Source organism: Alkalihalobacillus bogoriensis ATCC BAA-922, from assembly GCF_000621445.1.
GTDB lineage: Bacteria > Bacillota > Bacilli > Bacillales > Bacillaceae_F > Bacillus_AO > Bacillus_AO bogoriense.
Genome location: NZ_JHYI01000019.1, coordinates 25,566 through 39,023 on the forward strand (window position 1 = coordinate 25,566; position 13,458 = coordinate 39,023).

16 protein-coding genes are annotated in these 13,458 nt (G+C 37.1%); all 16 read left to right on the forward strand.

Annotation, left to right across the window (positions count from 1 at the left end):
• Positions 1–3 precede the first annotated feature (3 nt).
• Positions 4–618 carry a glycerol-3-phosphate 1-O-acyltransferase PlsY gene (plsY, locus tag T323_RS0109260; protein WP_026673028.1) on the forward strand — a complete coding sequence of 205 codons (615 nt, stop codon included), beginning with the start codon at positions 4–6 and terminating at the stop codon, positions 616–618.
• Positions 619–656: 38 nt separating this feature from the next.
• Entirely contained in the window at positions 657–1,694 is a 1,038-nt protein-coding gene (locus T323_RS0109265; RefSeq protein ID WP_026673029.1) for an NAD(P)H-dependent glycerol-3-phosphate dehydrogenase, read from the forward strand.
• Between the two features lie 84 nt (positions 1,695–1,778).
• A complete protein-coding gene (locus tag T323_RS0109270; RefSeq protein ID WP_026673030.1) occupies positions 1,779–2,030 on the forward strand; it encodes a stage VI sporulation protein F in 252 nt (83 codons plus the stop codon).
• A 265-nt stretch (positions 2,031–2,295) separates the two neighbouring features.
• A complete protein-coding gene (locus T323_RS0109275) occupies positions 2,296–2,499 on the forward strand; it encodes a DUF2768 domain-containing protein (protein ID WP_026673031.1) in 204 nt (67 codons plus the stop codon).
• A 29-nt stretch (positions 2,500–2,528) separates the two neighbouring features.
• The gene (locus T323_RS0109280) at positions 2,529–3,269 is read left to right on the forward strand and encodes a YphF family lipoprotein (protein WP_026673032.1); all 741 of its coding nucleotides are present in this window, start codon (positions 2,529–2,531) and stop codon (positions 3,267–3,269) included.
• A gap of 901 nt (positions 3,270–4,170) precedes the next feature.
• Positions 4,171–5,649, forward strand: coding sequence for a stage IV sporulation protein A (gene spoIVA / locus T323_RS0109285; protein ID WP_026673033.1), 1,479 nt, complete (start codon positions 4,171–4,173; stop codon positions 5,647–5,649).
• A 119-nt stretch (positions 5,650–5,768) separates the two neighbouring features.
• A complete protein-coding gene (gene folE / locus T323_RS0109290) occupies positions 5,769–6,335 on the forward strand; it encodes a GTP cyclohydrolase I FolE (RefSeq protein ID WP_026673034.1) in 567 nt (188 codons plus the stop codon).
• A gap of 76 nt (positions 6,336–6,411) precedes the next feature.
• Positions 6,412–6,630, forward strand: coding sequence for a trp RNA-binding attenuation protein MtrB (mtrB, locus tag T323_RS0109295; RefSeq protein ID WP_026673035.1), 219 nt, complete (start codon positions 6,412–6,414; stop codon positions 6,628–6,630).
• Positions 6,631–6,723: 93 nt separating this feature from the next.
• Positions 6,724–7,566 (forward strand): heptaprenyl diphosphate synthase component 1, encoded by an 843-nt coding sequence (locus T323_RS0109300; protein ID WP_051556464.1) that lies wholly within the window; start codon positions 6,724–6,726, stop codon positions 7,564–7,566.
• A 4-nt stretch (positions 7,567–7,570) separates the two neighbouring features.
• Complete coding sequence (locus T323_RS0109305) at positions 7,571–8,284, forward strand: demethylmenaquinone methyltransferase (RefSeq protein ID WP_026673037.1); 714 nt, start codon at positions 7,571–7,573, stop codon at positions 8,282–8,284.
• A gap of 24 nt (positions 8,285–8,308) precedes the next feature.
• Positions 8,309–9,172, forward strand: a complete 864-nt coding sequence (locus T323_RS0109310) for a UbiA-like polyprenyltransferase (RefSeq protein WP_026673038.1) — start codon at positions 8,309–8,311, stop codon at positions 9,170–9,172.
• Positions 9,169–9,774 (forward strand): UbiX family flavin prenyltransferase, encoded by a 606-nt coding sequence (locus T323_RS0109315; RefSeq protein WP_026673039.1) that lies wholly within the window; start codon positions 9,169–9,171, stop codon positions 9,772–9,774. The genes T323_RS0109310 and T323_RS0109315 overlap by 4 nt, the downstream gene beginning before the upstream one ends.
• Positions 9,771–10,628 (forward strand): menaquinone biosynthesis protein, encoded by an 858-nt coding sequence (locus T323_RS26430; RefSeq protein WP_051556465.1) that lies wholly within the window; start codon positions 9,771–9,773, stop codon positions 10,626–10,628. The genes T323_RS0109315 and T323_RS26430 overlap by 4 nt, the downstream gene beginning before the upstream one ends.
• Before the next feature lie 16 nt (positions 10,629–10,644).
• A complete protein-coding gene (hepT, locus tag T323_RS0109325; protein ID WP_026673040.1) occupies positions 10,645–11,616 on the forward strand; it encodes a heptaprenyl diphosphate synthase component II in 972 nt (323 codons plus the stop codon).
• A 153-nt stretch (positions 11,617–11,769) separates the two neighbouring features.
• Positions 11,770–12,213, forward strand: coding sequence for a nucleoside-diphosphate kinase (gene ndk / locus T323_RS0109330; RefSeq protein ID WP_026673041.1), 444 nt, complete (start codon positions 11,770–11,772; stop codon positions 12,211–12,213).
• A gap of 379 nt (positions 12,214–12,592) precedes the next feature.
• On the forward strand, positions 12,593–13,363 hold the full coding sequence (locus T323_RS0109335; protein WP_026673042.1) for a CheR family methyltransferase: 771 nt from the start codon (positions 12,593–12,595) through the stop codon (positions 13,361–13,363).
• Positions 13,364–13,458: the final 95 nt, after the last annotated feature.

Genomic DNA, 13,458 nt, shown 5'->3' on the forward strand with positions numbered 1-13,458 from the left:
ACTATGGAAATTTTTGTTCCAGTAATAGCAATTATTGCTTCGTATTTAGTAGGGTCTCTAAGTTTTAGTTATATCATCGCAAAAAAAATTAAAAAGGTTGATATCCGAGAGCATGGAAGTGGCAATGCTGGTGCAACAAACACGTTGCGTGTGTTAGGGGTTGGACCAGCAATTACTGTTCTGCTCTTAGATGTGGCAAAAGGGGTTGCAGCTGTCCTTGTTACGGTGGCTATAACAGGCCCAGGACTTGTGCCTGCTTTAGCTGGTTTGGCAGCGATACTTGGACATAACTGGCCTGTTTATTACGGCTTTCGGGGTGGGAAAGGTGTTGCGACTACGATTGGTGCTCTTGCATCTTTAGCCTTTATTCCTGCATTAATCGGAGGTGGTGTTGCGATCGCAACGATTGCAATTACAAGATTTGTTTCACTTGGGTCACTTTTATTTATGTTAACTACAACGATTGCCATTATTTTGTTGAAAAATACATATGATTATCCTATGTCCTATTTTTATTTGGCTTGGGTTGTCACTGTGCTATCATTTTGGAGACACCGAGCAAATATTTCTCGCCTTGTTCAAGGGAAAGAAAGCAAACTTGGTCAAAAAAAGGCATAGGATGGCAAGGTTGTTCAAAGGAAAGGAATGTTGTATAAATGGCAAACATCGCTGTAATCGGAGCAGGGAGTTGGGGAACAGCCCTTTCGATTGTATTGGCAGATAACGGTCATCATGTTCGGTTATGGGGACGGCGTGAGCAGCAAATGACAGAAATCAATGAAAATCATACAAACCATCAATATTTACCGAATATTACATTGCCAAAAAACATTGTTGGCTATACAAATCTACAGGAAGTCCTTCATGAGGTTGAGACTGTACTACTCGTTGTTCCTACGAAAGCGATTCGTGAAACTGTAAAGGAAATTAGTCAAGTGAGCACAAAGCCGATAACGATAGTTCACGCAAGTAAAGGCATTGAACCAGGAAGCTCAAAACGCATATCTGAAATGATAGAAGAAGAGATGGATGAAAATAAAGTAAAAGCTGTATTAACGTTATCTGGCCCTAGTCATGCAGAAGAAGTGAGCACAAGGCAACCAACGACGGTAACTGTTTCGTCTTATCACTTAGATGCCGCCGAAAAGGTGCAAGACTTATTTATAAATCAACATTTTCGAGTATATACAAATTCAGATTTAATCGGTGTTGAGCTCGGTGGGGCGTTAAAAAATATTATTGCACTTGGTGCGGGCCTAATTGTTGGATTAGGTTATGGCGATAACGCAAAAGCGGCTTTAATGACAAGAGGGTTAGCGGAAATAGCTCGGCTAGGTGTGAAATTAGGAGCGAATCCGTTAACTTTCGCGGGACTTTCTGGATTAGGTGATTTAATTGTAACATGTACAAGTATTCATAGTCGGAATTGGAGAGCAGGTCATTTATTAGGTCAAGGAAAATCAGTGGAAGAGGTATTGGAAACGATGGGGATGGTTGTTGAAGGAATTCGGACAACGGAAGCAGCCTATTTCTTAGCAAAACAAGAAAATGTGGAAATGCCGATCACCCAAGCCATTTATTCTGTTGTTTTTGAAAAGAAAAATCCTAAACTGGCTGTAGAAGAGCTGATGGGTCGAGGGAAAAAACATGAAGTTGAAGATTTATCTCAATTTTTCGGCTCCATTATAAGCTAATTGTAATTTTCATTTTGATGTTTTGCACAAAGTCCTCTATGTTGCATACGATATTGTGACACCAACAATAGGGGAGGACTTTACGTGAATAACAATTTTTTCGATAATCTCGAAAAGAAGACAAATGTAAAACAGGAAGATCTGTTCAACTTAGCTAACTCTGTAAGCAATGCGAATTTACAAGATGAAGCAACGGTAAGACAATTAATCGCCCAAGTTGCACAGCTTGCCAATAAAGAAGTACCTAAAGAAAAAGAAGATCAAATCGTTGAAGCTATCGTTAATAATAAAATGCCAATGGATTTCGCATCTCTTTCTAAAATGTTTAAAAAATAATCGTACGACTAGGCAATTAGCTTATGCAGACTAGATTTAATAACATATACTGTACTGTACGAAAACTAATCTTTAGGGTTGGCGAAGGAATCGTATTTAGTCAAAGTTGGAGTGTGCCCCAATCTCCAACTTTTTTCTTTTTCTATATTGTTATAAACCGTTGTTATGTTAGAAAAATGAAATTTTCAAGTTTTGGACAAGCTCTTGTCCTATTTTGTTAAATAGATTATGGTATAATATGATGTGGCAAAGGGAGGAATAAATAATGTCTCAAGCAATGATGAATATGTGGATTTCATTTATCGGATTATTTTTAATGTTCGTATCTGCAGTTACTGCTATATACAGCCGTGAAAAATTAAAAGGGATATTTAAAGGGATAGGGTTAACGATTGCTTTTGTTTGCCTTGTTGTATCAGGATTAATAGTTGCAGTCATTGTTATAGGTGGACCGACAGCTATAGGCTAAATACTATAATGTAAATGTGAGTTGATAATATGAGTAAAGCAGCGAAAATGAGTTTTAGTGTTATCATGCTATTTTTCTTATCAGGTTGCTTATACCCATCAGACCAGCGTGCTGAAAATCAAATCCCTTACCCTGACCAAATTCAATCTGTTCAACAAGCGGTGAATCAATATCAGGTGGATACAGGTGTGTTACCGATAAAAACAAGGGATGCGGAAACACCAATCTATCAAAAATATCCGGTTGATTTTAGTTTGCTTGTCCCGAGGTATATCCAATCACCACCTGGAAACTCGTTTGAAAACGGTGGTGTTTTCCAATATGTTTTAGTTAATGTAGACGAAGCACCTGAAGTGAAATTAATTGATTTAACCGTAATGAATGATGTTCGTGAATTACAAACGAGGTTAAATCAATATATGAGAAAAAATGAGCTTGCACCGATTGGAGAAATGGTGGATACAGGGTTGTTTACGTTACGGTTTGATGAGTTAGGATATAAAGAGCCACCTCGCGTGCGTAGCCCATATTTTAATAATTATTTGCCTTTACTTATCGATAATAGTGGGCAAGTGTTATTGGACTACTCGATTGATTTAAATATGGCGCTATTACAAGATGAAGATCATTTGTATGAGTATGGGGATGATATTCGAGACATATTAGTAGAGCAATCTTATTTTGTTCCTGTTTTTTCGATTCCATATACCATTGATGAAGAAACAGGAGAACCAACATATTTTATGGATCGAGTGTATGGGCGAAAATAAGCGAGATTATGAGGTGAATGAAAAGGCGAAAGTCTTTTCATTCACCTTTTTATTTTTTAAAAAATAAGAAAGTACAAAAGTTTTCGTATAGCAGTGAAGAATTGAAAGGTTATTCTAGAAGAGCGAAGGCGGGCAGGTCTCCGCACTTCACTTGAAACGAAAAGACGCTCCGCGTTTTTCTTTATTGTGTAGGGAAATATAAAATAGTCGACTTGTGTATAACATTGCTCTAATACATTCTTAAAATGAATTAGGGGTTTGGGGGACTATGAGAAAAGCGATTTTGTTGTTTATGCGAAGTAAGCGGCCATGAAATCCGTTATCTGTGAACATTGCTAGCGTTTTGGAACGTTGGAGGACACAGGAGCCGTTAATCATCATATATCGCTAGGAATAGAGTTGCTTTTGCGTGAATAAGCGCTCCTGTGGCCGCTAAAAACTTGAACCCCGTATCATGTTCACAAATAACGGCTCCTCTGACCGCGAAAATGAGACAAATGAGGGAGTATAAAAATTTTGGTCTAGTAGCGAAGCTTTGAAAGCTATTTCAAGAAGAGCGAAAGCTCCGCACCTGCGCGTTTCACCCCAAGAAGAGTACTTGGGGTTCACTGTTAAAAGCAGGCAGGTCTCCGCACTCCGCTTGAAAGAAAAGACGCTTCCAGCGTTTTTCTTTACTAGCTTTTATATTTAATCGGTATATTCAATCTTGTGTCTCATATACATACAAAGGGAAGAGCAGATTTCCACTCGCAATCATTCTTCTATGAAATTTTATAACTTGATTCCATCTATTTTAATATAGTCTGTCATATTTAGTGGACAACATCATATGTATATAATGTCCAAGAGTTATTTAATAGGTGCGAATTTCTAAATCTATATATGATCGGGAGGGGTTTACTTGGAAAAGGTTGATATTTTTAAAGATATCGCTGAACGAACTGGAGGCGATATTTATCTCGGAGTGGTGGGTGCTGTAAGAACCGGTAAATCTACATTTATTAAAAAGTTTATGGAGCTTGTTGTCATTCCTAATATTGAAAATGATGGGGACAAAACGAGAGCTCAAGATGAATTGCCGCAAAGTGCAGCAGGAAAAACAATTATGACAACAGAACCTAAATTCGTACCAAATACAGCGGTTTCTCTTCATGTTGATGAAGGATTAGACGTAAATGTTCGCTTAGTTGATTGTGTTGGGTATGCAGTACCTGGTGCAAAAGGGTATGAAGATGAGAATGGTCCTAGAATGATTAATACACCATGGTATGAAGAACCGATTCCATTTCAGGAAGCTGCAGAAATTGGAACAAGGAAAGTTATTCAAGAACATTCAACATTAGGCGTTGTTGTTACAACGGATGGCTCGATTGGTGACATTGCTCGTCATGATTATGTCGATGCAGAACAACGAGTGATTGATGAGTTAAAAGAAGTTGGAAAGCCATTTATTATGGTTGTCAATAGTGCCCATCCGCATCACCCAGAAACACAAGCATTACGTCATGAATTAGCAGAAACACATGACATCCCTGTACTTGCTTTAAGCATTGAAAGTATGACAGAGCAGGACATTAACAGTGTGTTGCGAGAAGTACTATTTGAATTCCCTGTACATGAAGTAAATGTTAATTTACCTAGTTGGGTCATGGTGTTAAAAAATGACCATTGGCTACGACAAAGTTATGAAGAAGCTGTTCGAGGAACAGTAAAAGATATTAGAAGACTTCGTGATGTTGACCGTGTTGTAGGTCATTTCGGTGACTATGACTTTATTGAGCAAGCGTCACTTGCAGGCATTGAAATGGGGCAAGGGGTCGCTGAAATCGACTTATATGCTCCGGATAATTTATATGACCAAATTTTAAAAGAAGTTGTTGGCGTAGAAATCCGTGGAAAAGACCATTTACTTCAGCTTATGCAAGATTTTGCCCATGCGAAAGCCGAGTATGACCAAGTGGCAGATGCATTGCAAATGGTGAAACAAACAGGATATGGTATTGCTGCTCCAGCCATTTCGGATATGAGTCTTGATGAACCGGAAATTATCCGTCAAGGATCAAGATTTGGTGTTCGTCTGAAAGCGGTAGCGCCATCCATTCATATGGTAAAAGTCGATGTTGAATCGGAATTTGCACCTATTATTGGGACAGAGAAACAAAGTGAAGAACTTGTCCGTTACTTAATGCAAGATTTTGAAGAAAACCCATTATCGATTTGGGAATCTGATATTTTTGGACGTTCTTTGAACTCCATTGTGAGAGAAGGAATTCAAGCTAAATTATCGCTTATGCCTGAAAATGCGCGTTATAAATTAAAAGAAACGCTCGAAAGAATCATAAATGAAGGCTCAGGTGGATTAATTGCTATAATTTTATAAGAGAAATTTTCGAAAAACTCCTTATTGTAGGAGTTTTCTTTTTTGATTTTATTGAACAAACTGTGCTAAAATCGGTTAGACTACATATTAAGAAACATGTCGATTGGAGGCAGAAAAGATTGAGTACGGTTGATCACGAGAAAATTAAACAGGCCGTTCGGTTAATTCTTGAAGCAGTAGGAGAGGATCCGGACCGTGAAGGTTTATTAGATACACCAAAACGAGTAGCAAAAATGTACGAAGAAGTATTTCAAGGACTAAACCAAGACCCGGCTACACATTTGCAAACGGTGTTTGGGGAAGACCATGAAGAATTAGTTCTTGTTAAAGATATTCCATTTTTCTCAATGTGTGAGCATCATCTTGTTCCATTTTTCGGAAAAGCTCATGTTGGTTATATTCCTAGAGGGGGTAAAGTAACCGGTTTAAGTAAATTAGCTCGTGCTGTGGAAGCAGTTGCTAGACGTCCACAATTACAAGAGCGGATTACCTCTTCTGTAGCCAATGCATTAATTGAAACATTAGACCCGCATGGGGTAATCGTAGTTATTGAAGCAGAACATATGTGCATGACGATGCGTGGGGTGAAAAAGCCTGGTGCCAAAACAGTCACATCTGCTGTTCGTGGCGTATTTGCTGAGGATGCAGCAGCCCGTGCAGAAGTTTTCTCATTAATTAAAGAATAATCATGTTTTACTGTAGCATAATGAGAAGATTATCGTTACAATAAAACAAAAGACATGGGAAAAAGGGGGCTTTACGATGAAGTCGGACCAAGACTTTTTTGTAATAAAAGCAAAGGAAGATGGGGTAAGTGTCATTGGACTAACAAGAGGATCTGATACGCGGTTTCATCATTCCGAAAAGCTAGATAAAGGGGAAGTTATGATTGCCCAATTTACGGAACATACTTCCGCTGTTAAAATAAGAGGAAAAGCCGTAATCCAAACAAGCCATGGTGAAATGGATACCGAAGTATAAAAGCAGGATTTCCTGCTTTTCTTTATGTCCGGGAATGGCAGGATTTTACTTGTTTTTCGAGACTCTATTCTTATGGTATAATGTAGGGCGACAATGGAAACGAAACCAACAAGGACAGTTATGACAGGTGGGGGACTAGCAATGAAAATGAGGACGTTCTTGGATGAAAATGTGAATGAATGCATAACTGCTTTTTATTCAATGACAGATCATCCTTTTCTTAAACAATATAGTGCAAAGCCAAGTGTGGATAAGGACAAGCTTCGATTTCTTTTTGCCATGCTTGAATCGAAAATACCAATAAAAAAACTAGAAGCTTATGCGTTGTCAGCCATTCTTGTTGATGCGGCGTTAGATGCCCATGAGAATGTCTCCCTCCAACCATTAAATTCAGATTTTATAAAGAAGACGAGACAGTTAACCGTTCTAGCAGGAGATTATTATAGCAGTCTTTACTACTATTTATTAGCTGATGTAGGCGAAACAGATATGATCCGAATTTATAGTTATTCCATTCAAAAAATTAATGAGCATAAAATGAACGTTTATAAAAATGACGGTATTTCATATGAACAATGGAAACAAGACCTTTCTATCATTGAATCAGAATTAATTCAAAACATCGCCTTATTTTATAAGTTGGATGAATGGAAAGAAACGATTTCAGAATACTTCTTTTTAAAACGTCTCATTTTAGAACGTTCGCAAATGAGTGCGAACAAAAGTTCGTTTCCGCTCGATGTTAATGTAAATTCAGAGAAACGAAACGCTAACACAGTAGAACAAATGCTGAATGAGAAAATCTTTGCTACACTTGAACAATTGACGATGTTAGTTAAGAAAAATGAAATTAAAGAATACTTTATTACCGATTTTATAGAACAAGTAGTAGCTTCTACAACGATGGTTGAAGAAAAAGTAGCGGAAGAAGGGTAATTGTATGACACAATCTAAAGAAGAACGAGTCCATCAAGTATTTGAATCGATTTACAAAAAATATGATGTCATGAACTCTGTGATTAGTTTCCAACGGCATAAAGCGTGGAGAAAAGACACGATGAAAAGGATGGCAGTTAAAAAAGATGCTACTGCTCTTGATGTTTGTTGTGGAACAGCAGATTGGACAATTGCATTGTCTGAAGCTGTTGGTCCTGGTGGGACTGTCATTGGACTTGATTTTAGTCAAAATATGTTAGCCGTCGGTGAAAAGAAAGTAAAAGAGGCAAACCTTAAAAATATTACACTATTACATGGGAATGCGATGTCTCTACCATTTCAGGAAAGTGAATTTGATTATGTTACGATCGGATTTGGATTGCGAAATGTTCCAGATTATGAACAAGTGTTAAAAGAAATGTATCGAGTCGTTAAACCGGGAGGGAAAGTTGTTTGTCTAGAAACATCTCAACCGACAATGCCTATATTTAAACAACTATATTTTTTTTATTTTCGGAAAATCATGCCGTTATTTGGAAAGCTATTTGCAAAAAGTTATGATGAATATTCTTGGTTACAAGAATCAACGATGAATTTTCCTGGAAGAGACGAACTAGCTCGGATGTTTGAGCAAGCTGGTTTTGAAAACGTTGAAGTAAAAGCGTATTCAGGCGGTGTAGCTGCTACTCATATTGGACATAAAAAGTCGATTAACTAGACAGATAGAATTGGGGAAATGACTGTGATAAAAAAAATAAAAATAATACTTGAAATGATTAAATTTGAGCATACCATTTTTGCATTGCCTTTTGCCTTTTTAGGAGCTGTACTAGGTAGTTTTGTTATTCATGGCACATGGCCTGAGCCAATGCAATGGGTTTGGATTACGTTAGCAATGGTTGGTGCTAGAAGTGCTGCGATGGCCTTAAACCGTTTAATTGATGCGGCTATAGATAAAAAAAACCCGCGAACAAAAGAACGAGCCATTCCAGCTGGGCTACTTTCTAAAATTGAAGTACTAGCTTTTATTGTTTTATCGTTTGCGCTTTTATTCTTTTCAGCTTATCAATTAAATATGTTGGCAGTATATTTATTACCTGTTGCAGTCTTTTTTCTTGTCTTGTACTCTTATACAAAACGATTTACATGGGCATGTCATCTAGTATTAGGAATCACGATTGCCATCGCTCCATTAGGAGGTTGGGTTGGTACTACAGGGACACTGACATGGGATGCGTTTTTACTATTTTTAGCTGTCGCATTATGGACGGCCGGTTTTGATGTTATATATGCGACACAAGATGCCGAATATGATAAGAATGCAGGATTATATTCCATACCTAGTTATTTTGGAATTGCAAAGGCTTTACTAATCGCAAAAGCGTTTCACATCATTAGCTTTCTCGCCTTAGTTGCTTTGTTTTTTACGAGTCCATTAGGATGGCTTTACTTTATTGGTGTTTTGATAGCAGGGGCCATTATGGTGTACGAACATTCCCTTGTTTCGGCTGATGATTTGTCAAAAGTGGATGTCGCCTTTTTTACGATGAACGGAATTTTAAGTATAGTTATGTTAGTCTTTACAATAGGAGATTTATTACGATGAGCAAGGAAAAAGGAATTTATACTGTTGGCATTACAGGAGCAAGTGGAGCCATGTATGGTGTTTGTTTGACACAAGAACTATTGCGTCAATCTTATAAAGTTCATCTTGTTATTACTGAAGCGGGCTGGCAAGTATTTAAAGAGGAGTTACAACTTGATACTTCAAATCGTGAAGCTGTTTTAGATGAATTATTCTCTACTCATCGTGAGCAACTTTACTATCATCCTCTCCATGATTATGCAGCTCCAATAGCAAGTGGTTCGTATCAAAATAACGGTATGTTTATTATTCCATGTTCGATGGGGACGTTATCAGGAATTGCACATGGTGCATCTGGCAATTTGTTAGAACGAACGGCAGATGTAATGTTAAAAGAAAAAAGGCCGTTACTCCTTGTTCCAAGAGAAACACCGTTACATCAAATTCATTTGGAAAACATGCTGAAAATTGCAAAAGTCGGAGGGACAATTGTTCCGGCGATGCCGGGTTATTACCAACAACCAAAAACGATAGAAGACTTAGTACGGTTTGTTGTTGGTAAAGTATTAGATAGTGCTGGGATCGAACATCAGCTATTTACCCGATGGGGGGAAGACAGATGACGTTAGTTGTTGGGGAAATATCATATACAAATATCTTACCGTTATATTACTATTTGGACCGTAACAAACTAAGTAAGATTGGCTTATCGTTTGTTCCAAAAATTCCTGCCAAATTAAATAAAGATATGAGTGAAGGAACTGTTGATTTAGGTGGGATTTCTTCTTTCGCTTACGGTGAGCATGCATCTGAATATACGTTACTTCCAAATTTATCTGTATCTTCGTATCGTGATGTCGGCTCAATATTTTTATTTTCAAAATATCCGCTTGAACAGTTAGAAGGCAAGCGAGTGGCATTAACTTCAAGCTCAGCAACCTCCATCAATTTATTACGCATTATCATCAAACGATTTGTACAAATTGATGTTCAATATGAAGTCGTTACACCAAACTTCCAACACATGATGTCGTCTTATGATGGATGTTTACTCATTGGTGACGATGCGATCACAACAAGTTGGGCTGTTGGAAAAGAGTACTATCGTTATGATTTAGGAGAGTTATGGTATAAATATACGGGTTATCCAATGACGTTCGCTGTACTCGCCGTTCGCAATGAAGTTGTTAAATCTAAAAGTGAGATATTAGAAGAATTATATGAGCAATTTTTGTTTAGTAAGAGAAAAAGTCAGGAAGATTCGTTTTTGCCGATGATCGCAGATATTCGCAAAACGATTGGAGGCACAACGGAATACTGGAGTCATTATTTTCAAGGGTTAAGTTATGATTTTGATGAAAAGCAAAAAGAAGGATTGCTTTATTATTATAAATTAGCTTATGAACAAGGATTACTATCAAATAAGGTAGAACGGATTTTATTATGGAACGAGTTTTTCCGATATCATACGATTTGAACTTAGGGTGGATAACATGAATTTAGCTGAGATTTATACAAAATTAAAAGAAGACATCGTTACAATCGAAAAAGGATTGGAAAAAACAATTCAATCCGATCAAGTCATCCTAAGGCAAGCATCCACCCAATTATTAAAAGCCGGAGGAAAACGAATTCGCCCTGTGTTCGTGTTACTATCGGGAAAATTTGGGAACTATGACATTGATGTGTTAAAAAACATTGCAATCCCTCTTGAGCTTATTCATATGGGTTCACTCGTGCACGATGATGTCATTGATGATGCAGAACTAAGACGAGGGAAAAAAACAGTAAAGTCAGAATGGGATAATAAAGTAGCGATGTATACAGGCGATTTTATTTTTGGCAAGGCAATTGAGACGACAACCTTTTTTCAAAACCCAGCGCTACATCAAATTTTATCGAATGCGATGATTGAAATGTGTGTCGGAGAAATTGAACAAATTCGGCACCAATATAATTGGAACCAAAACTTAAAAACATATTTACGTCGAATTAAAAGGAAAACAGCGCTATTAATTGCTGTTAGTTGTCAGCTCGGTGCAATGGCTACAAATGCAAATGAACAGACTCAAAAACGTTTATACCAATTTGGTTATTTTGTCGGCATGAGTTTTCAAATTACTGACGATGTACTCGATTTCATCGGCACTGAGAAACAGTTAGGAAAGCCTGCTGGAGGAGATTTAATTCAAGGGAATGTAACATTACCTGCCCTTTATGCGTTACAACATAATCAAGAGATTAAAACGCTGCTAATGGAACGTCTGGATGATCCTTATATTGACGAAGAAGCGGTTCATGTTATTTTAGAAGCGGTAAAAGCTTCAGGTGGAATTGAATATTCGTTGCAAATGAGTGACCGCTATTTAAACAAAGCATATGAGGCATTAGAAGGGCTACCGAACATAGAAGCAAAAACATACTTATCTGATATTGCCGCTTATATTGGGCAACGAAATTTTTAATTGAAAAGTGAAGGAGGAATCGAGTTTTTCCTCCTTATTGTATAACGTACTTATTTAATGTGTTATGTTATATTTGCCGATTGGCTTTTATTCTGATATAATGATTTGGGATTTAATACATAGAAAATTAATTTTGAGAGTGAGGAAAAAATAATGGAAAAAACTTTTTTAATGGTCAAGCCTGATGGTGTTCAACGTAATTTAATTGGAGAAATTGTCTCTCGCTTTGAAAAGAAAGGGTTTACATTAGTGGGTGCAAAATTGTTAACGATTTCAAAAGAGTTAGCAGAGACGCATTATGCTGAACATAAAGAGCGACCATTCTTCCCAGAATTAGTTGGTTTTATTACTTCTGGACCAGTGTTTGCGATGGTATGGGAAGGTGAAAATGTCATTAGTACGGCAAGAACAATGATGGGTAAGACAAAACCAGAAGAAGCAGCACCAGGCACAATTCGTGGTGACTATGCAGTGCAAATGTCGATGAACGTCATCCATGGTTCTGATTCACCAGAAAGCGCAGAACGTGAAATTAATCTGTTTTTTAAGGAAGAAGAAATTGTGACATTTGATAAAACGATTACGAAATGGGTGTAATCAAATGAACTAGTAGCGGAGGCTCGTATTGGACATCTATTCCGTTATTTTTAAAAAATAGAGCTAATTTCTTTTTTTTACGGACATTTGTTCCGTTAGTCACTAAAAATAAGAAAAAAAGCTTGTATTCCTATGATATAACGGAACAAATGTCCGCAAGCCTTTTACAATCGTCGCTTATATATATAATAGCAGAACGTATGTCCGATAGTGTCGGACGGCTATGCTGCGAGACATGAAAAGCAACCTGCTGGTTGCTTTTTTGTTACATCTTGCAAAAAGTTTTTAAGTAATGTCGAAATTTCTAGTTTTCTAGCCGATATTATGATAAAAAGAGAGTAATATCATTTAACTGATATCGGAGGAGACAAACACCATGATGGATGACTATAATGGATTCATTGAAAGTATTAAAAAGAAAACCGGTATTGACTTAGCGCAATATAAAGAAGCACAAATGAAACGGAGATTGACGTCGTTACGGGATAAAAAAGATTTTGATAGCTTTGCTAGTTTTTTTCAAGCGATGTCAAAAGATGCAGCATTACTTGATGAGTTTCTAGATAAAATGACGATAAATGTGTCGGAATTTTTTCGTAATCCTAAACGATGGGAAGTATTGCAAACAAAAGTTTTACCTTCCTTACTACAGCACCAAAATCGCTTGAAAATATGGAGTGCTGCCTGTTCAACAGGTGAAGAACCGTATTCACTAGCTATTACCGTTCAACAACTTCCAAAAGCAAGCCAAGTCTCGATTTTAGCAACGGACATTGATAAATTAATTTTAGAAAGAGCGAAAGTGGGTTTTTATACGGATCGCTCCTTAAAAGAAGTTCCAAAACAACATCTAGACGCTTATTTTACGAAAGAAAATGTCGGCTATAGAATTAAAGATGACCTAAAAAAGACGATTCGTTTTCAACAGCAAAATTTATTGGCTGACAAGTTTGACACCGGATTTGATTTGATCGTATGTCGGAATGTGATGATCTATTTTACTGAGGAAGCAAAAGATATACTCTATCAAAAATTTAGTAATGCCCTTCGACCTGGGGGAATTTTATTTGTGGGAAGTACTGAACAAATTTTTAACCCTGGAAAGTATGGACTTGACACAGAAGATACATTTTTTTATCGTAAGCTATAAACTAGGATATATTCCTAGTTTTTTTTAAAAGGAAAGAAAAATACTACATAAGTAATATTTTCTGAAAAATCGGAAAGACAAACGGGAAGAGTTAT